21 protein-coding genes are annotated in these 25,038 nt (G+C 69.2%); 17 read left to right on the top strand and 4 right to left on the bottom strand.

What is annotated here, in order from left to right; all coding sequences use genetic code 11:
* The first annotated feature begins 21 nt into the window (after nt 1-21).
* From LEL84_RS05775 to LEL84_RS05745, 7 genes are all read left to right on the top strand, one after another.
* Nucleotides 22-774: a YggS family pyridoxal phosphate-dependent enzyme gene (locus LEL84_RS05775; RefSeq protein ID WP_137808490.1), complete on the top strand. Its 753-nt coding sequence runs from the start codon at nt 22-24 to the stop codon at nt 772-774.
* Between the two features lie 113 nt (nt 775-887).
* Entirely contained in the window at nt 888-1,604 is a 717-nt protein-coding gene (locus LEL84_RS05770; RefSeq protein ID WP_065632303.1) for a cell division protein SepF, read from the top strand.
* A gap of 56 nt (nt 1,605-1,660) precedes the next feature.
* Nucleotides 1,661-2,002: a YggT family protein gene (locus tag LEL84_RS05765; RefSeq protein ID WP_068970573.1), complete on the top strand. Its 342-nt coding sequence runs from the start codon at nt 1,661-1,663 to the stop codon at nt 2,000-2,002.
* A 337-nt stretch (nt 2,003-2,339) separates the two neighbouring features.
* Nucleotides 2,340-3,155, top strand: a complete 816-nt coding sequence (locus tag LEL84_RS05760; protein WP_058251721.1) for a DivIVA domain-containing protein — start codon at nt 2,340-2,342, stop codon at nt 3,153-3,155.
* Nucleotides 3,156-3,188: 33 nt separating this feature from the next.
* Complete coding sequence (locus LEL84_RS05755) at nt 3,189-4,064, top strand: hypothetical protein (RefSeq protein WP_226513541.1); 876 nt, start codon at nt 3,189-3,191, stop codon at nt 4,062-4,064.
* A 332-nt stretch (nt 4,065-4,396) separates the two neighbouring features.
* Nucleotides 4,397-7,609 (top strand): isoleucine--tRNA ligase, encoded by a 3,213-nt coding sequence (gene ileS / locus LEL84_RS05750; RefSeq protein WP_226513540.1) that lies wholly within the window; start codon nt 4,397-4,399, stop codon nt 7,607-7,609.
* A gap of 254 nt (nt 7,610-7,863) precedes the next feature.
* Complete coding sequence (locus LEL84_RS05745) at nt 7,864-8,775, top strand: nuclear transport factor 2 family protein (RefSeq protein WP_226513539.1); 912 nt, start codon at nt 7,864-7,866, stop codon at nt 8,773-8,775.
* Between the two features lie 67 nt (nt 8,776-8,842).
* Here LEL84_RS05745 and LEL84_RS05740 read toward each other — a convergent pair whose 3' ends face one another.
* Entirely contained in the window at nt 8,843-9,535 is a 693-nt protein-coding gene (locus LEL84_RS05740) for a TetR/AcrR family transcriptional regulator (protein ID WP_226513538.1), read from the bottom strand.
* Nucleotides 9,536-9,650: 115 nt separating this feature from the next.
* On the opposite strand from LEL84_RS05740, the gene LEL84_RS05735 reads away from it, so the two are divergent.
* Together LEL84_RS05735 and LEL84_RS05730 are read left to right on the top strand one after the other, a co-directional pair.
* Complete coding sequence (locus LEL84_RS05735; protein WP_226513537.1) at nt 9,651-10,106, top strand: nitroreductase/quinone reductase family protein; 456 nt, start codon at nt 9,651-9,653, stop codon at nt 10,104-10,106.
* Between the two features lie 91 nt (nt 10,107-10,197).
* Nucleotides 10,198-11,643, top strand: coding sequence for a DNA polymerase IV (locus LEL84_RS05730; RefSeq protein ID WP_226514254.1), 1,446 nt, complete (start codon nt 10,198-10,200; stop codon nt 11,641-11,643).
* A gap of 60 nt (nt 11,644-11,703) precedes the next feature.
* On the opposite strand, the gene LEL84_RS05725 is transcribed toward LEL84_RS05730, so the two are convergent.
* Nucleotides 11,704-12,747, bottom strand: coding sequence for an asparaginase (locus LEL84_RS05725; RefSeq protein ID WP_226513536.1), 1,044 nt, complete (start codon nt 12,745-12,747; stop codon nt 11,704-11,706).
* Nucleotides 12,748-13,083: 336 nt separating this feature from the next.
* Here LEL84_RS05725 and LEL84_RS05720 point away from each other — a divergent pair, with 336 nt between their 5' ends.
* Entirely contained in the window at nt 13,084-13,563 is a 480-nt protein-coding gene (locus tag LEL84_RS05720; RefSeq protein ID WP_175401191.1) for a hypothetical protein, read from the top strand.
* 71 nt (nt 13,564-13,634) lie between these two features.
* On the opposite strand, the gene LEL84_RS05715 is transcribed toward LEL84_RS05720, so the two are convergent.
* Nucleotides 13,635-14,582, bottom strand: a complete 948-nt coding sequence (locus LEL84_RS05715; protein ID WP_226513535.1) for a hypothetical protein — start codon at nt 14,580-14,582, stop codon at nt 13,635-13,637.
* 40 nt (nt 14,583-14,622) lie between these two features.
* On the opposite strand from LEL84_RS05715, the gene lspA reads away from it, so the two are divergent.
* The 5 genes from lspA (at nt 14,623) to LEL84_RS05690 (ending at nt 22,001) form a co-directional block, all read left to right on the top strand.
* On the top strand, nt 14,623-15,276 hold the full coding sequence (gene lspA / locus LEL84_RS05710) for a signal peptidase II (protein ID WP_189340059.1): 654 nt from the start codon (nt 14,623-14,625) through the stop codon (nt 15,274-15,276).
* Complete coding sequence (locus tag LEL84_RS05705) at nt 15,269-16,195, top strand: RluA family pseudouridine synthase (RefSeq protein ID WP_226513534.1); 927 nt, start codon at nt 15,269-15,271, stop codon at nt 16,193-16,195. Before lspA ends, LEL84_RS05705 begins: the two co-directional genes overlap by 8 nt.
* A 61-nt stretch (nt 16,196-16,256) precedes the next feature.
* Nucleotides 16,257-17,828, top strand: coding sequence for a serine/threonine-protein kinase (locus LEL84_RS05700; protein ID WP_055476138.1), 1,572 nt, complete (start codon nt 16,257-16,259; stop codon nt 17,826-17,828).
* 219 nt (nt 17,829-18,047) lie between these two features.
* Nucleotides 18,048-21,590 (top strand): DNA polymerase III subunit alpha, encoded by a 3,543-nt coding sequence (gene dnaE, locus LEL84_RS05695; RefSeq protein WP_055476139.1) that lies wholly within the window; start codon nt 18,048-18,050, stop codon nt 21,588-21,590.
* A gap of 141 nt (nt 21,591-21,731) precedes the next feature.
* Nucleotides 21,732-22,001 (top strand): hypothetical protein, encoded by a 270-nt coding sequence (locus LEL84_RS05690; RefSeq protein WP_055476140.1) that lies wholly within the window; start codon nt 21,732-21,734, stop codon nt 21,999-22,001.
* On the opposite strand, the gene LEL84_RS05685 is transcribed toward LEL84_RS05690, so the two are convergent.
* On the bottom strand, nt 21,944-22,930 hold the full coding sequence (locus tag LEL84_RS05685; protein WP_159371034.1) for an SMP-30/gluconolactonase/LRE family protein: 987 nt from the start codon (nt 22,928-22,930) through the stop codon (nt 21,944-21,946). The two genes, LEL84_RS05690 and LEL84_RS05685, sit on opposite strands and share 58 nt — an antisense overlap.
* 232 nt (nt 22,931-23,162) lie before the next feature.
* On the opposite strand from LEL84_RS05685, the gene ilvA reads away from it, so the two are divergent.
* Both ilvA and LEL84_RS05675 read left to right on the top strand, forming a co-directional pair.
* Nucleotides 23,163-24,539: a threonine ammonia-lyase IlvA gene (ilvA, locus tag LEL84_RS05680; protein ID WP_159371033.1), complete on the top strand. Its 1,377-nt coding sequence runs from the start codon at nt 23,163-23,165 to the stop codon at nt 24,537-24,539.
* Nucleotides 24,540-24,686: 147 nt separating this feature from the next.
* On the top strand, nt 24,687-25,013 hold the full coding sequence (locus tag LEL84_RS05675) for a hypothetical protein (protein ID WP_159371032.1): 327 nt from the start codon (nt 24,687-24,689) through the stop codon (nt 25,011-25,013).
* The last annotated feature ends 25 nt before the right edge of the window (nt 25,014-25,038 follow it).

Below are 25,038 nucleotides of genomic sequence, written 5' to 3'. Positions count from 1 at the left end.
GGTGGCGAGAAGGATGGGGACATGACCGGGTCATCTGATGCGCGCACCGCCGAGCTGGGGGAACGGTTGGCCGCGGTGCGTCGGCGCCTCGACGCCGCGGTCGAGGCCGCCCATCGGCCGGCGGGCTCCTGTCAGCTCCTCGTGGTCACGAAGTTCTTTCCCGCGGATGACGTCCGTCGGCTGCTGCAGCTGGGGGAGCGCGCGTTCGGCGAGTCACGCGAACCCGAGGCCGGCCGGAAGGTGGCGGAGGTGCTGGGGGACTGGGAGTCCCCGGAGCCCGGCGACGTCCCCGTCTTCGACATGATCGGTTCGGTGCAGTCCAAGAAGGCCCGGTCGGTGGCGCGGTGGGCGCGCGCGGTGCACTCCGTCGACCGCCCGAAGGTCGTCGACGCCCTGGACCGTGCCGCGGTCGCAGCACTCGACGAGGGGGAGCGCGCCGATCCGCTCGGCATCCTGCTTCAGGTCAGCCTCGACGGCGATCCGCAGCGCGGCGGCGTCGTCGAAGACGATCTCCCGGCTCTGGCCGAGCGGGTCGTCGAGGCCGACTCACTGCGGTTGCGCGGGCTCATGGTGATCGCCCCGCTGGCTGGCGAACCCGGGCACTGGATGGCCGAGGCCGCACGCATCCGCGAGGCGTTCCGCGGGCGATTCGACGCCGCCGCCGAACTGTCCGCGGGCATGTCAGGGGACATGGAGGAGGCGGTCGCCGCGGGCTCGACATGCGTGCGTGTCGGAACCGCGATCATGGGCGATCGGCCGCTAATCTCTCAGTAATCACATTGGTAACACCAGAACCAAGTGACACACGAAGCGCAGTTAGCTCACTGACCACAGATGCACCATCCGGCACGGCAGCAACCGGCGTCGCACTACCAGAGAGGCCGTCAATGACCACGATGCAGAAGTTCAAGGCTTACTTCGGCATGGTGCCGCCCAGCGAGTACGAGGACGACTACCTCGAGGAGTCGGCCCCGCCGCTGCGAGAGCGGTCTCGTGAGCGCGCCTACCGTGACGACTACTACGGTGACTCCTCCTACGATCCCGGATACGAGCCGTCGTTCCGGGACGCCGGCTACCGCGACGAGATCGCGTACCGCGACGAGCTGTCCGACCGCCACTACGACGCCGGCTTCGACCTGGCCCCGGAGTACGCGGCGGAGTTCGCCTACGCCGGCAGTCGCGCGGTGGGCGAGGGGCCGATGCGGGCGCCCGCCCGCCTCGAACCGCTGCAGCGTTCGTCGAGCGCGGCCCTGCGCGCTGCCACCGCGCCGCGGTCGATGGGTGCCGACCCCCGCGAACTCGAGCGCGTCTTCGCCGACAGCCCGCTGCAGAAGATCACCACGCTGCGCCCGTCGGACTACAGCGAAGCCCGTACCATCGGGGAGCGTTTCCGCGACGGCAACCCGGTCATCATGGACCTCGTCGACATGAGCAACGACGACGCCAAGCGCCTCGTCGACTTCGCCGCGGGTCTTGCGTTCGCGCTGCGCGGATCGTTCGACAAGGTGGCCACCAAGGTGTTCCTGCTGTCGCCCGCCGACGTCGACGTGTCGCCCGAAGACCGCCGCAAGATCGCCGAGACGGGCTTCTACAACCACTCCTGACCGGCGTCGGGTACCTCGGTTCGCCGTCGTCCGAGATGTTCAGGCACTCTTGACGCGTGGCTGCGATTTTGTTGAGCGTGTTGTACTACCTCCTGCTGATCTTCTGGTTGCTCCTCCTGGGCCGGCTGGTGGTCGAACTGGTCCGGACCTTCGCGCGTGAGTGGCGTCCCACCGGGATCGCGGTGGTCGTCATCGAGATGGTCTTCACCGTGACCGACCCCCCGATCAAGGCGCTGCGTCGCGTTCTCCCCCCGATCCCACTCGGTCCCATCCGGCTCGACCTGTCGCTCATGATCGTGATGCTCGTCGTGATCATCGGCATGAACATCGTCAACGGCCTGCGCGCCGACGCCCTGGCCGAGTCGCTCGCGATCGCCGGCCACCTCGTCCGCCCCTGATCCCCCTGCTCCCTGAGGAGCGCCCGAGCTTGCGGAGGGCGCGTCACGAAGGGTCCGTCCCCGGCGGGCGCACCCGATCGGGCGGCGGGTACCCCGCGTTAGGCAGATGGTCTACGGTTATAAGTCATCTTCGGATGACTGTTTCATTTCAACAGCGCATCGCAGAGATGCGACCAACGGTTCGCGTGTGACAGGATTGGACGCCAGTTACAATTTTTGACTGGTATGAATAGTTAGTGACAACCTGTATCGGTCGAACGACTCACCGTCGCGCGATCCGGGTTGGACGGCCCGCCAACTGAACACAAGTTCACCACCAGACATGAGGGGAACCGACATGCGGCTGACTCCAGCTGATGTGCACAACGTCGCGTTCAGCAAACCGCCCATCGGTAAGCGCGGTTACAACGAGGACGAGGTCGATCAGTTCCTCGACTTCGTCGAAGCCGAACTCGCACGGCTGATCGAAGAGAACACCGACCTCAAGCAGCGCGTCGAGGAGCTCGAGAGCGAGCTCGCCGATGCCCGTTCCGGTGGTGGCGCCCAGGCGGACGACCGGACCCAGATGTTCGCCAAGCCCGCCGCGGCACCCGAGCCGCCCGCCCCGGCGCCGACGCCGGCACCGCAGGCGACCAACGACGACGCCAACGTGCGTGCCGCACGCGTTCTCGCGCTCGCCCAGGACACCGCCGACCGGCTCACGGGCAGCGCACGCGCCGACGCCGACGCGATGCTGTCCGACGCCCAGACGCGCGCCGACACGCTGGTCTCCGAGGCGCAGACCAAGTCCGACGCCATGCTCGCCGATGCCCGGCAGCGCTCGGAGGCGATCCTCGCCGACGCCCAGACGCGATCGGAGGCGCAGTTGCGGCAGGCACAGGAACGTGCCGATGCCCTGCAGAGCGACGCCGAGCGCAAGCACAGCGAGATCATGGGCACGATCAACCAGCAGCGCGGTGTGCTGGAAGGCCGGATTGAGCAGCTCAAGACCTTCGAGCGCGAGTACCGTACGCGTCTGAAGACCTACCTCGAATCCCAGCTCGAGGAACTCCAGCAGCGTGGCAGTGCGGCGCCTGTCGAGGGCGGCCGACCCGATCAGTCGTTCTCGAACGATCCGGGTAATGGTGGATTCAGCAGCTACTCACCCAGCTGACCTGGGCGGATCGGTGCGCACTAGGCTGGTGATGTGCTGACCTTGGCGCTGGCCGCGACCCTCCTGGGGTTCGTGCTGCTCATCCTCGGTCTCATCACCGGGACCGTGTGGCTGGCCGTGGCCTGCATCGTGGTCTGTCTGGTGGGCCTCGGCTTCCTCCTGGCGGACGTGTTCGCCGGTCGCAAGGGCGAAGCGGCCCGGTCACTGGAAGACATGGTCCCGGGCGCCGGTCGCGACACCGATCCGTCGCACGACGCCGATGACGACGCTGTCACCGGGCACGACTCGGACGGCGATCGCGGCGCCGATGCACCGACGCGTCGGTACCCCGCCGCCGACACCCCCGGTGTCGGCGATTCCGAGTCCGCCGGCTATCGGCCCGGGGCCTTCGACCCCGGAATGGCCGCGCCCGCTGGTTCGGTCCCGCCGAATCGACCTGCTCCCGAGCGTCGTGAGGGCAACCTCGAGGACTATCTGCGTTCGGTCGGCGGCGACAGTCCGAGTGGTGACGGGCCGCCCCGCGGGGCCCCTCCCACCGGTGTCGATGTCGCCGGTGGTCGCGCCGGTCCGCCGCCGGGTTCCCGTCCGCCCGGCGTGGGACCGCAGAGTCGCCAACCCGGTGTCGGTCAACAGTCGTGGACTCAACAGCAGGCCCGGCCGCAGCAGGGGCAATTCGGTCCTCCGCAATCCGGCCCGCCTCCGACCAGGGGCCAACGGCCTCCGGTCGGCCCGCCGTCGGCTCCGCGTCCGTTCGACCCGCAGTCCTCGGGGTGGGCCCCCGACGACGTGCCGGGCGGCGACGCCGCCGGCCCGGACGACTGGGCAACAAGTCCCGACGAGTCCGCGCCGCGTCGTCGGCGTGCGGATTTCGATCCGCTTGATCCGAACTGGCATCCGCCGCCGGACTGAGCGCACCCGGGTGGCCGCGCACCGGTCGAGAACCCATTGGCCCGGCCGGGTCGGTCGTCGCTACACTGGTTCACGCGTTGATCCGGCCATCACCGGGGAGCACCCGGAAGAACAGTGTCATCGAGTGTGGCGTCCAGTGGACGGTGCGAATGCGTGACTCCCAGTAGAACCGGGCGGGCGTGGCCCGTGACAGCCACAGGATCGTACGGTCATCGACCGTCGCGATTCGTCGAGTGGCGTCGAATCTCCGACGCAAGCGGGGTGGTACCGCGCAGACCTCTGGTGTGCGTCCCCGTGCCGATGAGACATCACCAGGCACGAGGAGACGAGCCGTGAGCGACGCGACCGACCCCACCCAGTCCGCCCCCACTGAGTCCGGGCGGGTGTATCCCAGGGTCGACATGACCGGGGGCACCGGGCGCAGCGCCCCCGACTTCCCGTCCGTGGAACAGCGGGTCCTGCAGTACTGGGACTCCGATTCGACCTTCGCCGCGTCGATCGCGAACCGGGCCGACGCCGAGGAGTTCGTCTTCTACGACGGTCCGCCGTTCGCGAACGGTCTGCCGCACTACGGTCACCTGCTGACCGGTTACGTCAAGGATCTGGTACCCCGGTACCAGACCATGCGTGGCAAGAAGGTGGACCGCCGATTCGGCTGGGACACACACGGTCTGCCTGCCGAGCTGGAGGCCGAACGCCAGCTCGGGATCACCGACAAGTCGGAGATCGAGAAGATGGGCATGGCGAAGTTCAACGAGTACTGCCGCGACTCGGTGCTGCGGTACACGGGGGAGTGGCGTGACTACGTGACCCGCCAGGCCCGCTGGGTCGACTTCGACAACGACTACAAGACACTCGATCTCGACTTCATGGAGTCGGTGATGTGGGCGTTCAAGGCGCTCTACGACAAGGGGCTCATCTACCAGGGCTATCGAGTGCTGCCCTACAGCTGGTACGAGCAGACGCCGTTGTCCAACCAGGAGTCCAAGCTCGACGATGCCTACCGGATGCGGCAGGACCCGGCGGTCACCGTCTCGATGCCGCTGCGGGTGCCCGACGGTCCGCTGGCCTCGCTCGACGGAGTCAACGCGCTGATCTGGACGACGACGCCGTGGACCCTGCCGTCCAACCTCGCGATCGCGGTCAACCCCGAGGTCACCTACGTTCATGTGAAGGCCGCCGACGGCCGGGAATACCTGCTGGCCGAGGCGCTGCTCGGTGCGTACGCCAAGGAGATCGCCGATCCGGAGGTGGTCGGCACGCACCGCGGTGCGGATCTGGCGGATCTGTCGTACGCGCCTCCCTTCGACTTCTTCGCCGGCCATCCGAACTCCCATCGCGTGTTGCTGGGCGACTACGTGACCACCGACAGCGGCACCGGGATCGTGCACCTCGCACCGGCTTTCGGCGAGGAGGACATGGACCTCGCGACCGCCAACGGCATCGAGGTGGTGCAACCGCTCGACCCGGGCGGACGCTTCACCGCGCAGGTCCCGCCGTACGAGGGTCTGATGGTGTTCGACGCCAACCCGGTGATCATCAAGGACCTGAAGGAAGCCGGCCGGATCCTGCGCCATGAGACCATCGAGCACTCCTACCCGCACTCCTGGCGGTCGGGCCAGCCGCTGATCTACATGGCGGTGCCGTCGTGGTTCGTCGCGGTGACGCAGTTCCGCGACCGCATGGTGGAGCTGAACAAGCAGATCACCTGGGTGCCCGAACACATCCGGGACGGGCAGTTCGGCAAGTGGCTCGAAGGCGCCCGGGACTGGAACATCAGCCGCAACCGGTACTGGGGGGCGCCACTGCCGGTCTGGGTGTCCGACGACCCGGAGTTCCCGCGCGTCGACGTCTACGGTTCGCTCGACGACCTCGAGCGCGACTTCGGGGTGCGTCCGGACAACCTGCACCGGCCGTTCATCGACGAACTCACCCGGCCCAATCCCGATGACCCGAGCGGGAAGTCGACCATGCGTCGGGTGCCCGAGGTCCTCGACTGCTGGTTCGAGTCGGGTTCGATGCCGTTCGCCCAGGTGCACTATCCGTTCGAGAATCGCGACTGGTTCGACGGTGGTGACTCCGCGCACGCCCCGGCCCACAACCCGGGCGATTTCATCGTCGAGTACAACGGGCAGACCCGTGGCTGGTTCTACACGCTGCACGTGTTGGCCACCGCGCTGTTCGACCGGCCGGCCTTCAAAACCGTTGCTGCGCACGGGATCGTGCTGGGTGACGACGGGCAGAAGATGTCGAAGTCGAAGCGCAACTACCCCGACGTCAACGAGGTCTTCGATCGCGACGGATCGGACGCGATGCGATGGTTCCTGATGGCCTCGCCGATCCTGCGCGGCGGCAACCTCGTCGTGACGGAGCGAGGCATCCGGGAAGGGGTGCGTCAGGCGCTCCTGCCGCTGTGGAACGCCTACAGCTTCCTGCAGCTCTACGCCGAGCGCCCGGCGACCTGGCGGACCGACTCGCAGCATGTGCTCGACCGCTACATCCTGGCCAAGCTGGCGACGACCCGCGACACGATGACCGCGGCGCTCGACACCTACGACATCGCGGGGGCGTGTGACGCCCTCCGTGAGTTCGTCGAGTCGCTCACCAACTGGTACGTGCGTCGTTCCCGGGCACGCTTCTGGGCCGGCCAGGACGAGGACACCGACGCCTTCGACACCCTCTACACCGTGCTCGAGGTAGCCTGCCGGCTGGCCTCGCCGCTGCTCCCCCTGGCGACCGAGGCCATCTGGCGGGGTCTCACCGGGGAGCGTTCGGTGCACCTGACGGACTGGCCGACGAGCGATGAGCTGCCGGCCGATGCCGACCTGGTCATCGCGATGGACCAGGTCCAGGCGGTGTGCTCGACGGCGTCGAGCGTCCGCAAGGTCAACAAGCTGCGGGTCCGGCTGCCCCTGTCAGGTCTGACGGTGGCCTCGCCGACCGCGGCCGCGCTCGAGCCGTTCGTCGACCTGATCAAGGACGAGATGAACGTCAAGGACGTCACTCTGGCGACCGATGCCAGCGAGTACGGACGTTACGAGATCGCGGTCAACGCGCGTGCCGCCGGCCCCCGCTTGGGCAAGGACGTACAGCGTGCGATCAAGGCGGTGAAGTCGGGCAACTGGACTGCGCGCGAGGGCGCCGACGGGTCCGAGGTCGTCGTCGCCGACGGCATCGAACTCCACGACGGGGAGTTCACCCGGCGGCTGGTGGCCGTCGAACCGGACTCGACCGCGGAGCTGCCGGGCGGGAACGGCCTGGTCGTCCTCGACACGGCGGTCACGCCCGAACTCGAGGCCGAGGGGTGGGCGAAGGACCGGGTTCGCGAGCTGCAGGATGCGCGCCGCACCCTGGGACTGGACGTCTCCGACCGGATCACGGTGCGACTCGTCGTACCGGCCGAACGTCTGGACTGGGCGAGGACGCACGCCGACCTGATCGCCGGCGAGGTGCTCGCGGTGCGGTTCGACGTGACCGGCGATGGTGACGCGGGCAGCATCGAACTCGGCGATGGTGTGACCGCCGACGTGGCGAAGGCGAACTGATCCGCTGACCCGGGCACCGCGCGGACATCCCGGCCGGGTGTCCGCGCGGTGTCGTCGTCGGCTGGGCTGTCGTCGTCGGCTGGGCGGGGAGGCGTGGTCGGACGAGACGATCTGGGACACCGATCGCAACAGTCGCATCTGGTGGTGCTGCGCCACGTACGGTGTGGAGACTGCCGCGACATGGCCCCGCGGGGTGAGCACACACCCGAGCGCGCCGTTCGCCGCCCGAACCATCTACGAGGGGGCAGACCCCGATGACCCGCATGGACGTGGACCCGATCCCGGCGCGATCCGCCGCGTTCGAACCGCTGCTGTTCACGGTGGCCTACGAGATCCTGGGCTCGGCTGTGGACGCCGAACATGTTGTCCGACACTGCCTCTGGGATCATTCGGCGAGCGCGCCGGTGGACGCGTTCGGCCCCGGGTCGGCCCGAGCGCACCTCATCGCGCAGGTCGCCCGGCGCGCGCTCGAGACGCTCGCCGCGCGTCGACGTGTTACCGGGGACTACGTCGGACCGTGGCTGCCCGATCCGATCCGGTTCGACGGCGACGTCCTCGCCGACGCGGGTCTCGCGGAATTCGCGTCGACCGCGATGCTGCTCGTTCTGGAGGAACTCGAGCCCGCTGAACGGACGGTGTACGTCCTGCGTGAGATCTTCGGATTCGCCGACGACACGATCGCCATGATGCTGTCCTGGACGCCCGACGAGGTGGGGACGCTCGCGGAACGAGGCCGGTCGTTCGTCGAGCGTCGGCGCCTCCGGTTCGATCCGATGGACCGCGCCCGCGCCGCGGACATCGTCGAAACGTTCCTCGACGCGGCCGAGTCGGGTGACGCCGACGCGCTTGTCGCCCTCATGACACCCGACGTCGTGCTGACCTCGGACAGCAACGGCAAGGCCACCGCGGTACGGCAGCCCATGCGCGGGGCGCCCGCGGTGATGCAGGTGCTGTCGGGGTTCGCCCGGATCGGTGCCGTGCTCGAGGATTACCGCGCCGAGTTCGTGGTCTTCAACGGCCAGCCCGGGATGATCCTCTACTTCGACGGCCGGCTGCAGACCGCGATCACCCTCCGCGTCGTCGATGGCCTGATCGTCGACATCTACGTGATGCGCAATCCCGACAAGCTCGTCGGGGTCGAGCTCCGTCGGCCGGTCACCCGCTGATCCACCCACCGCGCGGAGTGCGGGACCTGTACCGGAAACCGGTACGAATACCGCACTCTGTCCGATCTCAGGCGAACAGGCCCGACAGTGTCTGCTCGATCTGGAGCCGGAACAGCTGCTCGGGATGCGCGAAGGTGTCGGTCCCGTACTGGCCGAAGGTCTCCAGGCTGATCGCGCCGACGAGTACGGCCCACAACGTGGTGGCCGCGGCCAGGACCGCGGCGGGTGTGTCGAGGTCGAACTCGTCGCGGATCGCGTCCATGTCCGCGGCGACATCCGTTGTGGGAGAGGGGAGGTCGGCGCGTAGCAGGCCTTCGGCGTGGGCGGCCGAGCACTCGCGGAGGAGCCGCACGGGAATGCGTGTGCCGGGCCCGATGGTCCGCTCGCCGGGGGCGGAGTAGCCGGGCACCGGGCTTCCGTAGATCAGCGCCCATCGGGATGGCTCGGCGAGAGCCCAGGTCCGCGCTGCCCCGGCCGCGGCCGCGAGTCGATCGCGCCGTCGGGAGGTGGCAATGGAATCGGCCGCGGCGTCGACGGCGTCCGCGACATCGGTGTAGGCCTCCACAAGCAACATGGTCAGCAATTCGTCGCGGCTCGGGACGTACCGGTACACCGCCGAGGAGACGACGCCCATGTCGCGGGCGATGGCGCGCAACGAGAGCCCGGCGGCGCCGTAGGTGGTCAGGTGTTCGCGTCCCAGTCGACGGATCTCGTCGGTCATCATCGCGCGGTTCTCCGCGCGGGTTCGTCCGGTGGCCATGGCGACGATCCTGCCACAAACCGAGAGCGGTGCTCTTGATTTCCTGGCGGCGTGGCTGCATACTCGATTTCGAGAGCACTGCTCTCGAATGTGCCACCGCGACGAAAGGCCCATCATGACCGCGACCACCCACTACAAAGCCCCCAGCGGATTCGACGCCGCCTTCAACCGCGCGGTGCGCTGGCTCGCCGACCGCGGGGTCAACCTGGCCGGGGCGCAGACACTCACCGTCGTCGGCCGCAAGACCGGCACGCCGCAGCGAGTCTCGGTCAACGTCCTGCGGCTCGACGGGGCGGAGTACCTGGTGGCCGTCCGGGGCGACACGCAGTGGGTGCGCAACGCGCGCGTGGCCGGCACGGTGGAACTCCGCCGTGGCCGACGTCGGGCCGTCGTCACCCTCACCGAAATCGACCCCGCCCTTCGGCCGCCGGTCATCCGGGAGTACCTGCGCCGCTGGGGGTGGGAGGTCGGGCGGTTCCTGCCCGCGGGCCTCGCGCTCGCCTCGTCGGACGAGGATCTCGCCGCCCACGCCGGGCTGATCCCCGTCTTCGCCGTCACCGCTGCTCACTAGACTCGGTGAGGTGTCACGCCTCGAACCCGAACCGCCGCGCCCGGTCGGTGCGGTGTCGGGGCGGGGGTCCGAACGCAGCCCGCGCTGGGTGATGCACCTCGACATGGACGCGTTCTTCGCCTCCGTCGAACAGCTCACCCGCCCGACGCTGCGCGGCCGCCCGGTACTGGTGGGCGGGTCCGGTGGGCGCGGGGTGGTCGCCGGCGCCAGCTACGAGGCACGCGTGTTCGGGGCCGGCTCGGCGATGCCGATGCACCAGGCGCGTCGGCTCATCGGGCCGACCGGCGTGGTCATCCCGCCGCGCGGATCGGTGTACAGCACGGTCAGCAAACGTGTCTTCGCCATTGTGCGCGAAGCGGTTCCGGTCATCGAGACGCTGTCGTTCGACGAGGCGTTCGGCGAGCCGGAAGAACTCGCGGGGGCGACCGTCGACGCGGCCGGCGAGTTCGCCGAGGAGCTCCGATCCCGGATCCGGAGCGAGGTCGGACTCGCCGCGTCGGTCGGGCTCGGAAGCGGCAAACAACTCGCGAAGATCGCCTCGGGGATGGCCAAACCCGATGGGGTGATGGTGATCCCACCGTCCGGCCAGCTGGAGTTCCTGCATTCGCTCCCGGTCCGCAAGCTGTGGGGCATCGGGCCCGTGTCCGGCGATCGGCTGGCGCGGCTGGGGATCGCGACCATCGGTGACCTCGCGGCGATGTCGCCGGTCGAGGTGGCCTCCGTGCTGGGCGCCACCGTCGGTCCCGCGCTGCATCGCCTTGCCCACGGCATCGACGACCGGCCGGTCGCCGAACGTGCCTCCTCGAAGCAGATCAGCGCCGAGTCCACCTTCGCCGAGGACATCGTCGAACTCGACGCGCTGCGTCCCGCCATCCGCAAGGCCGCCGCCGGCGCTCACCGCCGACTGCTCACCGACGGCCGGGGAGCGCGCACCGTCGTACTGAAACTGAAGAGATCCGACATGTCGATCCTGACGCGCTCGGCGACGACCGCGGCGGCCACCACCGACTTCGACGACCTCGAGCGGACGGCGCAGCGGCTCGCGCTCGATCCGCGTTCCATCGGGGCGATTCGCCTTGTCGGCGTCAGCTTCTCGGGGTTGACCGCGGTGCAGCAGTACGCCCTCTTCGACGAGCTGGGCAGCGAGGGACCGGCCGATGTCGAGACCACCCACCACGACACCGCCGCAGGCCACGGTGCGGAGGAAGGGGGTCGCGCCGAGGTGGCGACGTCACCGGACCCGGCCGGGGCCGAGGCGTCGGCCGTCCAGATAGCTGACTCGGCGCCCGAACCCCCGCGGTTCGCGCCGGGAGGGAGTTCGATGCCGGTCGGCCGCTTCGGCCCCGGCGCCGACGTGACCCACCCCGACCACGGGCACGGCTGGGTTCAGGGGAGTGGACACGGGGTCGTGACCGTGCGATTCGAGACCCGCACGAGCGGGCCGGGGCGCACGCGCACGTTTCCGGTCGACGATCCGAACCTCCGTCCGGCGGATCCGCTCGACAGCCTCGAATGGGATCTTCCCGGCGACGGTTGACCGATCGGGCACGGTATCGACCGGCCGTGACCGCCGCCCGGCGGGTGCCGGTGGCAGCACTCAGTCCTGTTGTGCGACAAAGAAATCCGTGATCGATCCGGGATCGTGGCCTGAGGTCAGCAGTGCGATGAGCGCCATACGCGCCTGCGGTGCGCGCAGCCAGGGTGACACGATCGCTCCGGCCCGCCGCAGATCGACCGCGCCGCCGCCCCCGCCGTAGGTCGCGGTCACCTCGCCGTACGGGACACGGCTGGTGACGACGACGGTCGCCCCGCGCTGGACGGCGAGTGCCACCTCGGCGGTGATGTCCGGGTGGGTGTTCCCGGAGCCGGTGGCCGCGAGGACCACGCCGGCGGCATTCTGCGCGACGGACGCGGCGATGAGTCCCGGTGACACGCCCGGGTAGAGGGTGAAGGCATCGACGCGTGCTGGCCGGCCCACCGGTACCGGTCCGGCGAGCACTCGTCGCGGCACCGGCGGGTCGTCGGCCCGACCGGTGCCCTGCACGGTGTCGAAGGCCGCCGGGTCGGTGGTGGAGACCTTGAACAACCCGCGTGCCGGCAGAAGCCGGCCACCCATGGCCACGAGGACTCCTCGACCCCGAGTGGCCGGGTCGTCGATCGCGGCCAATGCGGCGGCGAGATTCGACGGCCCGTCGGCGCGCGGAGAATCAGACGGCAGCATCGCCCCGGTGAACACGACCGGCCGCTCGTCGGCGGCGTACAGGTCGGCGAGGTAGGCCGTCTCCTCCATCGTGTCGGTTCCGTGTGTGATCACCACACCGCGGACGGCGGGGTCGGCAAGCGCGTCGGCGATCGCGCGGACCACCGCGAACTGTTCGGCGACGGTCATCGCCGAACTGTCCACCGACATGAGGTCGACGGTGCGGATGGCCGACGGAGTGCGCGACGTCCCGTCGTCCCCGGCCCTCTCGTCCCCGGTCCCGATGTCCCCGGTCCCGGTGGTGATCGTCCCGGCGGCGGAGAGGAGAGCGGCCGAGCCGAGCGCCGGGACCGCGCCGTCGTCGGTGGTCTGGGCGGCGATCGTGCCTCCGGTGCTGATCAGCACGGTGACTCCGGTGGCCGCGGGCGGGGTGCCTGTCATGGTGCCCAAGGGTCACCGGAACCCTGTCGGCCCGTCAAGCGTTGCCTGCTCGGCGCCGCCGGCCGGGCGGATCGTCGTCGCGTGTCGCCGGGCACCGGGGACCCCTGGTGCCCGCCGTTTGGCATAGTGGTGTGGGCCGTCGCCGGGGGACCCGGCACACACGTCCGGCTGGGGGTACACCCCGGCAGACACGTCTGGTCGGGTCGAACCCGGCAGACACGTCCGGCATCGCGGTACGAGAGCGCCCGCCGGCGCACCCCATGCCCGAGAACACAGTGAGGGAGATCGTTGAAGTATCGGAAATTCCTGGGCGCGACCATGATCGCGGCCGCGTTGATGACCACCGTCGCGGCTTGCGGGAGTGACGACGCAGACGCGCCGCCCGCACCGACGCTCACCAGCACCGACACCGCAGCCGCGAGCGGCGACGGCTCCGAGATCACCGACGGCAGCAACCCGCCGTCGATCGCCGCGCTCAACGAGATGGTCGATCAGGCCGTCGACCCCGACATCCCGCGGGCCGAGAAGGTCGAACTGGTCGAGGGTTCGGAGAAGGACCCGGCGATCTTCGACGAGCTGGTCAAGGCACGTGCCGAGAACTCCGACGTCGACTGGGTCCTCGTCAACCCCGTGATCAGCGCCGGACCCAACAAGGCCCGCGTCAAGGTCCGGATCGAGACCGCGGGCAACCCGCCGACCAACGCCGAGTCGACCATCGTCTTCGACGACGGGCGCTGGAAGCTCTCGAACGAGACCGTGTGCAACCTCCTCGGCCTCTACCAGGTCGAGAGCGCCATGTGCGCTCCGGCGAGCTGACCACTCGCCGCACAGCATGATCCGCGGCCCCGCGTCGCCGACCGTAGTCGGTGACCCGGGGCCGTCGGCGTTCAGCGCCAGGTGACGGACAGTCCGGTCCGCTGTACCAGCGGCCGGTTCGGGTCCGCACCGACCAACTCGCGGGCGCCCCGATAGGTGGCCTCGCCGGCGATGGGCAGCCCGCGGGTCAGGTCGACGGTCACCGACCCCTGACCGGTGTAGCTGTAGCGGCTGATGGTGAGGCTGTCACTGCCGCCGGGGATCGCGAACACCGAGTTCACCGGGGTCTCGTCGGCGGTGTACTCGATGGTCAGCCGGGTGTCGTCCCAGCCGGTGAGCCGTGCCTCGATGGTCTGGGTGACGGTCGCCGCGGCCGCGATCACCCGCTCGCTCCGCCACGTCGCACCCACCGCGATCGGTTCGGTCGGGAGCACGACCGCCGCGTTGAACGCCGACACCAGCGTCTGCTCGACCGCCAGTCGCGCCTCGCCGCCGGCCGGCTCCGGCGGCGCGATCCGCAGGGACACCGGCGCCAGGCCCGGACCGAGCGTGAGACCGGCTTTTGCGCCGGCCATCGCCGACAGTTCGTCGTTCAGGGTCGTGTCGGCGGATGTGACCGTGCCCACGTCGAGTTCGAGGTCGGTGGGATCGGCGCACCCGAACCGCGCGGTCAGTGGCATCTCGACGGTCTGGGCGTCCGAGGTGCCCGGTGACGCCACCTCCGAGGTCGTCACCAGGGTCACCGACTGGGCGGTGGCGACGTCCGGCGCAGTCGTCGGCACGCGGCGCTCCCCGGTTCCCGCGTCGACGATCGTCACCGTCGCCGGTGCGATCGGGACCGGCGCCGCACCGGCGGCGCGGGACGGCGAGTCGGTGCTGCAGCCCGCCGATGTGCTCGCCGCCGGAGCGCCGGGCGTCTCGTCGGGACCCGATGCGCATCCCGCGACCAGTACGGACAGCGCGGTCACCGCCCCGATGGACGAGACGACGGACCGGAGGCGACGGGGATGCGGGGACACGGGTAGCCAGCGTATTCGACGTGTCGTGGACAATGATGCTGTGGATGACCAACCCCTGACGGATCGAGAGCACGTGGACCCGCACGACCGTGTCGAACCCGGGGCCGACCGCGGACCCGACGACACCGACGCCGCCGCACGTCCCGGCCGTCGGGTGCCGACGGCGACGATCGTGGTGCTCGGCGTCGCGCTCGTGGTCCTGGGACTCGACCAGCTGACGAAATCGATCGCGGTCGCCGCGATCGACCCGATGCGCCCGGTGGAGATCATCGGCGACTTCGTCACGCTGCGTCTGGTCCGCAACAGCGGCGCGGCCTTCTCCATGGCCACCGGATACACCTGGGTGCTGTCGATCATCGCCCTGGTGGTCGTGCTCGTGATCATCCGCTACAGCAGCCGGCTGCGCTCCTGGTGGTGGGTGGCGGGTCTGGCCCTCGTGCTCGGTGGCGCCATCGGCAATTTGACGGACCGCATCTTCCGTGCCCCGCAACCACTTCAGGGCCATGTCGTCGACTTCGTGTCGGTGGGCTGGTGGCCGGTGTTCAACGTCGCCGACTCCGCGGTGGTGTGCGGTGCGATCCTCCTGGTCGTCCTCTCCGCGCTCGGTTTCGACTACGACGGCACCCGCACAGGCTGGGCGGCCCGTCGCGAGCAGCGCGATCCCGCCGGCACCGAGGGCGGCGCGCATGCGTGAATCGCGGTTCCTGCCGGTGCCCGACGGCCTCGACGGGATGCGCGTGGACGCCGGTGTCTCCCGGATGCTCGGGCTGTCGCGCACCGTCGTCGCCACCCTGGCCGAGGAGGGCGACGTCGTCGTCGACGGCGTGGCGGTGGGGAAGTCGCACAAACTCGCCGCGGGCACGATGCTGCACGTCACGCTGCCCGAACCGGACGAACCGCTGCGCGTCGAGCCGACCCCGGTCGAGGACCTCGAGGTCATCTACCACGACTCCGACATCGTCGTCGTCGACAAGCCGGTGGGTGTCGCCGCGCATCCCTCGCTGGGCTGGAGCGGCCCGACGGTCATCGGGGCCCTAGCGGCTGCGGGTTTCCGGATCTCGACCTCGGGAGCGCACGAACGTCAAGGGATCGTCCACCGTCTCGATGTCGGCACGTCGGGGGTCATGGTGGTCGCGGTGTCCGAACGGGCGTACACGTTGCTCAAACGGGCGTTCAAACAGCGCACCGTACACAAGGGTTACCACGCGCTCGTCCAGGGGCACCTCGATCCGCCGTCGGGGACCATCGATGCGCCGATCGGCCGCCACCGGGGCAACGACTGGAAGTTCGCGGTGACCGCGAACGGCAAACCGAGTGTCACCCACTACGACACCCTGGAGATGTTCGCGTCGGCGTCGCTGCTGGACGTTCACCTCGAAACCGGTCGCACGCACCAGATCCGGGTTCACTTCTCGGCCCTTCACCATCCGTGCTGCGGTGATCCCACGTACGGCGCCGATCCGGTGCTGGCCAAGAAGCTGGGTCTGGAACGCCAATGGCTGCACGCGCGGTCGCTCGGGTTCGCCCATCCGGCCGACGGCCGACAGGTGGAGTTCACCTCGTCATACCCCGAGGACCTGCAGCACGCGCTCGAGGTCCTGCGCGCAACCTGATGCCTCGCGCGACCAGGCCGTTCGATCGACTATTTCCGAGACACACCGCTAGATTGGGGGAGTGCTCGAGCCGGGAACCCTCGTCGCCGGGTACCGCGTCGAACGGGTACTCGGCAGCGGCGGCATGGGTGCGGTCTTCCTCGCCCGGCATCCGGAGCTGCCCCGGTACGACGCCCTGAAGGTGCTGAAGGCCTCGGCCGGGCTCACGGACAGCAACTTTCGCCGGCGGTTCCTGCGTGAGGCGGAGGTCGCGGCCACGCTCGACCACCCGAACATCGTCACCGTGTTCAACCGCGGACGTGCGAGTGTGCCGGTGGCGTCGAGGCCGGACAAGTCGGCGGAGGCCGATCTGCTCTGGATCGCCATGCAGTACGTCCCGGGAACCGACTGTGCGCGCGAACTCGCCGGACGCGGCCGCCTCGCCCCGCGTCGCGTGGTGCACATCGTGTCGGAGGTGGCGCGGGGGATCGACCACGCCAACCGGCGCGGACTGCTGCACCGCGATGTGAAACCCGCCAACATCCTGCTCGCCGAGGTCGACGATGATTCGTCGTTCGACGAGCAGCGGGTCCTGCTGACCGACTTCGGGGTCGCCAAACTGTCCGACGAGACCGAGGCGCTCACCTCGGTCGGCACGGTCCTCGCCACGCTGTCGTACGCGTCCCCGGAGCAGCTGACGGGTCGTCGACTCGATGGCCGGACCGACCAGTATTCGCTGGCGGCCACCACTTTCCACCTGCTCACCGGGCGCGTGCCCTTCGACGACCGCGACAACGGCGCCGTCATCGGAGCACATCTGAAAGAACCCGTACCGCGGGTTTCCGAGCTCGTGCCCGGACTCTCGCCCGACGCCGACGCGGTCATCGCGCGTGCGATGGCGAAGTCCCCGGACGAGCGCTTCGCCAGCTGCCGGGAGTTCGCCGACGCGCTGGCGACGGGTCTGCGGAACGTGCGGCCGAGGTCGGCCGCCGACCTCGACGCGGAGACGGTTCGCGGCCTCCCCGGTCGGATGGCCGGCGGCGCCGTCCCGGGTCCGCGCGCGCCGGACATGCCCGGACGGTCCGACCGGCCGACACCGCCGCCCGCCGGTCGCGCCGCGACCCCCGACCGACCACCCGCGGAACGTCGATCACGGCCGGGGCCGGCCGAGCCCCGCCGACCCGGGCCCGGCCGTCCCGCGGCGAACGTTGACCCGGCACATGAAGCGACGCAGCGCGCGGCCCCGGCGCGCGGCGGTCCGCCGAACGCCCCACCGGGTGCCGCCACGCCGCCCTCCGGCCCCGCGCCGGGCTCGCGGGTGCCCGGGCGCGGCCCGAGATCGAGGCCGACGACCGGTGCCGATCCGGCGGTGTGGCAGCATCCGCCGTCGAATCCGTTCCGGCAGAGCAACGACCACCTGCGGCCCGACCGGAGCCGCCTGGGCGGCGTCGGCCCGACACCGGCCGGCACCCCGCCGCGCGGCCTGGATGCCGCGGGACCCGGCGGGCTGCCCGGTCAAGGTCCCCGGGGCTGGGCCGGGCCGGCGGGTCCGACTTCATCGACGCCGTCGTCGTCGAACCGGTTGCCCATCGTGCTGGCGATCGTCGCCGCGGTGTTGCTGGTCGCGATCGTCCTCGTGTTCATGGCCCTGTGAGCGCGGTGAGCGAACCGGCTCCGCTACCACAGCTGTCCCATCCGTCACGACGCGGAGTGGGAGCCCGGCGGTGTCGGTGCACGCGCCTAGAGTGGACCCGGACTCGGACCCGCCCGACCGCCTTCGGGCGCACTCTCCCGGGTGCCGATGACCGCCGACCGAACCGACATCTGACGACTGACCCGACATCTACCGACTGATCTCGACAGAAGAGGCGCCGTGACGGACTCGTTTGTACACCTGCACAACCACACCGAGTACTCCATGCTCGACGGTGCGGCGAAGGTGTCCCCGTTGTTCGCCGAGGCCAAACGTCTGGGAATGACCGCGATCGGCATGACCGACCACGGAAACATGTTCGGCGCCAGCGAGTTCTACAACACTGCGGTCAAGAACGACATCAAGCCGATCATCGGCATCGAGGCCTACATCGCCCCCGGCTCACGATTCGACACCAAACGAATCCAGTGGGGCACCCGCGATCAGAAGAGCGACGACGTCTCCGGCTCGGGTGCCTACACCCATATGACGATGGTCGCCGAGAACGCGACCGGGCTGCGCAACCTGTTCAAGCTGTCGTCCCTCGCGTCGATCGAGGGGCAGCTCGGCAAGTGGTCGCGGATGGACGTGGACCTGATCGCCGAGCACGCCGAGGGGATCATCGCGACGACGGGATGCCCGTCCGGTGAGGTGCAGACCCGGCTCCGGCTCGGCCACGACCGCGAGGCGCTCGAGGCCGCGGCGAAGTGGCAGGAGATCTTCGGCAAGGACAACTTCTACCTCGAACTCATGGAGCACGGGCTCGAGATCGAGCGGCGTGTGCGCGACGGTCTGCTCGAGATCGGTCGCAAGCTGGGCATCAAGCCGATCGTCACGAACGACTGCCACTACGTGACCAAGGAGCACGCCGCGGCGCACGAGGCGCTGCTGTGCGTGCAGACCGGCAAGACCCTCTCCGATCCGACCCGGTTCAAGTTCGACGGCGACGGTTACTACCTGAAGTCCGCGGCCGAGATGCGCGAGCAGTGGGACTCGATCGTCCCCGGGGCGTGTGACAACACCCTGGAGATCGGCGAGCGCGTCGAGTCCTACAAAGAGGTCTTCACCCACCGCGACCGGATGCCGGTCTTCCCGGTCCCCGACGGCGAGACGCAGCAGACGTTCCTGCGCAAGGAGGTCGCGAAGGGACTCGCGGAGCGCCGTTTCGCCGGCACCGAGGTGCCCGAGGAATACCTGCAGCGCGCCAACTACGAACTCGACGTCATCATCCAGATGGGGTTCCCGGCCTACTTCCTCGTCGTCGGCGACCTCATCCGCCACGCTCTCGAGGTCGGCATCCGGGTCGGCCCGGGCCGTGGCTCGGCGGCCGGTTCGCTCGTGGCCTGGGCGCTGGGCATCACGAACATCGACCCGATCCCGCACGGCCTGCTCTTCGAGCGGTTCCTCAACCCCGAGCGGGTGTCGATGCCCGACATCGACATCGACTTCGACGACCGTCGTCGAGGCGAGATGGTGCGGTACGCGACCGACCGGTGGGGCAGCGACAAGGTGGCCCAGGTCATCACGTTCGGCACCATCAAGACGAAGGCCGCGATCAAGGATTCGGCGCGCGTCCAGTTCGGTCAGCCGGGATTCGCGATCGCCGACCGCATCACCAAGGCGCTGCCGCCGCCGATCATGGCCAAGGACATCCCGGTCTGGGGTATCACCAACCCCGAACACGAGCGCTACAACGAGGCCGCCGAGGTCCGCACGCTCATCGAGACCGATCCGGACGTCAAGAAGATCTACGACACCGCGATCGGACTGGAGGGTCTGATCCGCAACGCCGGTGTGCACGCGTGTGCGGTGATCATGTCCTCGGAGCCGCTGACCGACGCGATCCCGGTGTGGAAGCGCGCGCAGGACGGCGCCATCATCACCGGCTGGGACTACCCGTCGTGTGAGGCGATCGGCCTGCTGAAGATGGACTTCCTGGGTCTGCGCAACCTCACCGTCATCGGTGACGCCCTGGAGAACATCAAACTCAACCGGGGAATCGATCTCGACCTCGACTCGCTGCCGCTCGAAGACGAGAAGACCTACGAACTACTCGCCCGTGGCGACACCCTCGGGGTGTTCCAGCTCGACGGCGCCGCCATGCGCGAACTCCTGAAGATGATGCAGCCCACCGGGTTCGAGGACATCGTCGCCGTGCTCGCGCTGTACCGTCCCGGGCCGATGGGTGTGAACGCCCACACCGACTACGCCAAGCGCAAGAACGGTCTGCAGGAGATCAGGCCGATCCATCCCGAGCTGGAGGAGCCGCTCAAGGAGATCCTGTCGGAGACCTACGGCCTCATCGTCTACCAAGAGCAGATCATGCAGATCGCGCAGAAGGTCGCCGGGTACTCGCTCGGACAGGCCGACCTGCTGCGTCGCGCGATGGGCAAGAAGAAGAAGGAGATCCTCGACGAGGCCTACGACGGCTTCGCGGAGGGCATGCGCAACAACGGTTTCTCCCAGGCCGCGATCACCGCGCTGTGGGACACCGTCCTGCCGTTCGCCGGCTACGCGTTCAACAAGTCGCACGCCGCCGGCTACGGGCTGGTGTCCTTCTGGACCGCGTACCTCAAGGCGAACTATCCCGCCGAGTACATGGCCGGCCTCCTGACCTCGGTCGGCGACGACAAGGACAAGGCCGCGATCTACCTGGCCGACTGTCGCAAGCTCGGGATCACCGTGCTGCCGCCCGATGTCAACGAGTCCCAGCGGAACTTCGCCGCGGTCGGCAAGGACATCCGATTCGGTCTCGCCGCGATCCGCAACGTCGGCTCCGGCGTCGTCGGTTCGATCATCTCGGCGCGCGAGGAGAAGGGGAAATTCACCAACTTCTCCGACTACCTCGGCAAGATCGACGTCACCGCCTGCAGCAAGAAGGTGACCGAGTCGCTGATCAAGGCCGGCGCCTTCGACTCACTCGGACACCCGCGCAAGGGTCTGTTCCTCGTACACGGGGAGGCCGTCGAATCGGTCATCGGAACCAAGAAGGCCGAGGCGATCGGACAGTTCGACCTCTTCGGCGACGCCGGCGGTGCCGACGACTCGATGGCCGAGGTGTTCGCGGTCAAGGTGCCCGAAGAGGAATGGGACACCAAGCACAAGCTCGCCATCGAGCGGGAGATGCTGGGGCTCTACGTGTCCGGCCATCCGCTCAGCGGCGTCGAGCACGCGATCGCCGCGCACACCGACACCTCGATCTCGACGCTCCTCGAGGGCAACGTCGCCGACGGCGCCCAGATCACCATCGGCGGCATCATCTCCTCGGTGACCCGGCGGGTGAACAAGAAGGGCGAGCCGTGGGCCGCGGTGACCCTCGAGGACATGGTCGGTGGAGTCGAGGTGTATTTCTTCCCGCGGGCCTATGTCGCGTACGGGATGGACATCGTCGCCGACAACATCGTCCTGATCAAGGCGCGCGTCAACCTGCGCGACGACAGCATGATGATCAGCGCGAACGATCTCGCGGTGCCGGATCTGGAAACCGCGGGGGCGACCAAACCGGTGGCCCTGACGCTGTCGGCGCGACTCTGCACCCCCGACCGCGTGGCGGCGCTCAAGCAGGTGCTGACCCGGCATCCCGGCATGGCCGACGTGCACGTGACGCTCGTCAGCGACAAGCGGCAGACCCAGCTGAAACTGACCGAGTCGTTGCGCGTGGCCCCGAGTTCGGCGCTGATGGGCGACCTCAAAGCCCTCCTGGGGCCCAGCTGTCTGAGCTGACGCGGCTGAAGTGAGGGACGCCTGCTCGACCGACTTCACCCGGCCGTGACGCAGGATTCGGGTACCCGAACATTTTCCTTCGCCTTCCGCTACACTCGACGTCACGTCCAGCGCACCCGGCCAGTGAGGGAGTGATCCGACATGGCGACTCTGATCGACGTCGACCCCGGTCGTCCGGCATCGCGGCAGCCCCGCACCGTCGATGTCCTGGGTGCGCAGTGGCCGGTCCACAAGGCGCACGCCGTCGCCGCCGCGGTCGTGGTGGCACTGGTCAGCCTCGTTCTTCTCGGCTCACTCGCGGTCACCGCCTGGGCGAGCGGACTGACGCTGCTCGCGGTGTGGTGGGGCGAGCGCTACCTGCCGGGGACGGCGGCCGTCGCGCCGGCATCGAACCCGCCGGGGATCTCGTAGATCCGTCCGTCGAATCCGGCGCGGAAGAGACGTCCGGCCGAGAACCCGCGGTCGCCTCGTCCGTAGGACACGACGCTCGAGGTCGGTAGGCCCGTCGCGAGCACGCAGTAGCTTCCGGGCGCCGTCACACGCACGATCTCACCCGTCGCGTTGAACGGCACCACAGGTCGGTCTCGTGAATCGAGGGTCAGTCCGTCCGGCGTCGACGGCGCACCCACGTTGAGCAGGTTCTGCACGACGCGCGGATTCGCGGTGGAGATCCGGCTGACGCCCGGGTTCACGAAGGTCCTCGACACGTACAGCCACCCGTCGCCGCGTCCGAGAACTGCTCCGTTCGCGCTCGGCAGCGCTCCCCAAGCCGCCTGCACGGCGCCGGTGGGGCTCACCCGACCGATGAGATTGCCGAAGTCGTTGGTGGCGTACACATTTCCGCGCGCCGACACATCCATCCCGTTGGCCGCCGAGAGTCCCGTCACCCAGGGCCGCAGTGCGCGGGTGTTGACGTCGAGACGGGCGATGGATGCGTGTCGCAGCGCGTCGCCCACGAAGACACGCGGGTCGGCGCCGTATCCGACCAGCAGGGTGCCGCCGGGGGTCCACGCCAGCGCGCCCGCTCCGCTCCCGCCCGGCACGCGTGCGATCGGAACGGCTGGTGCGCCCGGTCCGGCGAGGCGATACACACGACCGGTGATCAGGTCGGTGGTGTAGAGGCGTCCGGCGGCGTCGACGGTCAGGCCCTCGAGCGCTGCGCCGGACACCGACCCGACGAGTCGCGCCGGCTGCCCGGCACCCGCACACACGGGGGCGGCCGCGGCCGGGGCGGGGTCCACGGCGGCTCCGAGTCCGACCGCCAGAGCGGCGGCCGCGCCGAGCGCGGCCAGTCGCGACAGGCGTCGGGTGCGGGGTGGGAAGGTTCGACGAGCTGTCATGGCTGCTCCCTGGTCGGTGAGGCTGGTCGCCGTCGGCGATGGCTGGGCGAGACGGTTGTCGGGAAGATTCCCGTCCGGCTCGCTGTCAAACGCACCCGTCCAGTGTTACGCCATCGGGTGCGCGAATGTGCCGCGATGCGATTCATCCGGCGCCGCGAGGCCACCACCCACGACGCGGTCGCGGACGGGCGTCGGAACCCGCGACATCGGATCACCGGCAGACAGTGAGAACATGGCTGTCGTGAGTACGCACCACGTCCCGGTCCATCAACAGGCGTTGTCGGTAGACGCGATCGAAGCCGCATCGATCCGTATCGCCGACGCGGTGGCGCGTACCCCGCTCGAGATCTGCCCGCGGCTGTCCGCCGACACCGGGGCCGAGATCTTCCTGAAGCGCGAGGACCTCCAGGCCGTCCGTTCCTACAAACTGCGCGGTGCCTACAACGTGATGGCGCAGCTGTCGGCCGAGGAGCTGTCGCGTGGCGTCGTCGCGGCCAGCGCCGGCAATCACGCCCAGGGGGTCGCGTTCGCATGCCGGAGCATGCAGGTGCCCGGACGCATCTATGTCCCGACCACCACGCCCAAGCAGAAACGAGATCGAATCCGTTGGCACGGTGGTGACTTCGTCGAGCTCAGGGCCGTCGGCGACACCTACGACGCCGCCGCGGCCGCTGCTCAGGACGACGTGATGCGTACCGGGTCCGCGTGGATTCATGCATTCGACGACCCGCGGACCGCGGCCGGTCAGGGGACCATCGCGCACGAGATCGTCGAACAGCTCGGTCGTGTTCCCGACGTCGTGGTCGCACCGGTCGGCGGCGGGGGATGCCTGGCCGGGATGGCCACCTATTTCCGCGGCCTGTCCGAGGACGTTACGATCGTCGGTGTCGAACCGACCGGCGCGGTGTCGCTGAGCGCCGCCCTCGTCAACGGGGGACCGGTGACCCTCGCCGAGATCGACCCGTTCGTCGACGGGGCAGCGGTGAAGCGCATCGGGACCATCGGGCACCGGGTGTTGTCGGAGATGGGCGCGACCGTGACCGATCACCCGGTGCTGGCGAGCATCACCGACGCCCCCGCCGCACGCGTGGTACCCGACGAGCGTCAAGCGCCCGTGCCGGGAACTGCGCATATCACCCACGTCGATGAAGGCGCCATCTGCTCGGCGATGCTCGAGCTCTACCAGAACGAGGGCATCATCGCCGAACCCGCGGGGGCGCTCGCCGTCGCGATCCTCGACAAACTGCAGCTGCCCGCGGACTCCACGGTGGTGTGCCTGGTCTCCGGCGGCAACAACGACGTGTCCCGGTACGGCGAGATCATCGAGCGCTCGCTGGTGCACCGGGGACTCAAGCACTATTTCCTGGTCGACTTCCCACAGGAGCCGGGTGCGCTGCGGCGATTCCTCGACGAGGTTCTCGGACCCGACGACGACATCACGCTGTTCGAGTACGTGAAACGCAACAACCGGGAGACCGGCGCCGCCCTCGTCGGCGTCGAGCTGGGACACCGCGACGGGCTCGGCGACCTGATGGACCGGATGGCCCACTCCCGACTCCACTGCGAGCGGCTCGAGCCGGGTAGTCCGGCGTACGCCTACCTGACCTGAGAATCGGGGCCGCGAAACTCCGGCGTCGACCATTCGGATGACTCACCAGACCACGGGAACATTCGCGTCCGGTGCCGCCTCCAAGTACATGAACCGCCCAGAGGCACTGCACCACCACAGCGCCTCGTCACTTGGAAGGACAACCCCATGAGCACCGAGATCCCCGCCGACGCCGTTCTCATCGACACCGATGGCGACGGAGCCACCGACGCCGCACTCACCGACGTCGACGGTGACGGCACCACCGACGCCATCCTCGACACCGACGGCGACGGCCAGGCCGACTCGATCGCCTACGACACCAATGCCGACGGCGAGATCGACGTCATCGAGGCCGACACCGACGCCGACGGCTACACCGACATCGCGGTCGCCGACACCGATTGCGACGGCACCTTCGACACCGCGGTCGACGACGAGGGCAACGTCGAGGTCGGCGACTTCGGCAGCATCGACGGCGGCGACGCCGTCTGAGCACCTCGATTCCATAGCCCGGAGC

It is taken from the genome of Gordonia sp. WA4-43, from assembly GCF_020520305.1.
Taxonomy (GTDB): Bacteria; Actinomycetota; Actinomycetes; order Mycobacteriales; family Mycobacteriaceae; genus Gordonia; species Gordonia hongkongensis.
Note: the sequence above shows the minus strand (reverse complement) of the source record. Positions and strands in the feature narration are given on the sequence as shown.

What these genes read in the sequence shown, in the direction of transcription:
- LEL84_RS05740 (WP_226513538.1), bottom strand. Translation starts at nt 9,535, where the DNA reads ATGGCCACCGGACGAACCCGCGCGGAGAACCGCGCGATGATGACCGAC.
- LEL84_RS05720 (WP_175401191.1), top strand. Translation starts at nt 13,084, where the DNA reads ATGACCACCGTCGCGGCTTGCGGGAGTGACGACGCAGACGCGCCGCCC.
- LEL84_RS05690 (WP_055476140.1), top strand. Translation starts at nt 21,732, where the DNA reads ATGGCGACTCTGATCGACGTCGACCCCGGTCGTCCGGCATCGCGGCAG.
- LEL84_RS05745 (WP_226513539.1), top strand. Translation starts at nt 7,864, where the DNA reads ATGACCCGCATGGACGTGGACCCGATCCCGGCGCGATCCGCCGCGTTC.
- LEL84_RS05770 (WP_065632303.1), top strand. Translation starts at nt 888, where the DNA reads ATGACCACGATGCAGAAGTTCAAGGCTTACTTCGGCATGGTGCCGCCC.
- LEL84_RS05685 (WP_159371034.1), bottom strand. Translation starts at nt 22,930, where the DNA reads ATGACAGCTCGTCGAACCTTCCCACCCCGCACCCGACGCCTGTCGCGA.
- LEL84_RS05725 (WP_226513536.1), bottom strand. Translation starts at nt 12,747, where the DNA reads ATGACAGGCACCCCGCCCGCGGCCACCGGAGTCACCGTGCTGATCAGC.
- LEL84_RS05735 (WP_226513537.1), top strand. Translation starts at nt 9,651, where the DNA reads ATGACCGCGACCACCCACTACAAAGCCCCCAGCGGATTCGACGCCGCC.
- LEL84_RS05760 (WP_058251721.1), top strand. Translation starts at nt 2,340, where the DNA reads ATGCGGCTGACTCCAGCTGATGTGCACAACGTCGCGTTCAGCAAACCG.
- LEL84_RS05675 (WP_159371032.1), top strand. Translation starts at nt 24,687, where the DNA reads ATGAGCACCGAGATCCCCGCCGACGCCGTTCTCATCGACACCGATGGC.
- LEL84_RS05775 (WP_137808490.1), top strand. Translation starts at nt 22, where the DNA reads ATGACCGGGTCATCTGATGCGCGCACCGCCGAGCTGGGGGAACGGTTG.
- ilvA (WP_159371033.1), top strand. Translation starts at nt 23,163, where the DNA reads ATGGCTGTCGTGAGTACGCACCACGTCCCGGTCCATCAACAGGCGTTG.
- LEL84_RS05705 (WP_226513534.1), top strand. Translation starts at nt 15,269, where the DNA reads ATGCGTGAATCGCGGTTCCTGCCGGTGCCCGACGGCCTCGACGGGATG.
- LEL84_RS05730 (WP_226514254.1), top strand. Translation starts at nt 10,198, where the DNA reads ATGCACCTCGACATGGACGCGTTCTTCGCCTCCGTCGAACAGCTCACC.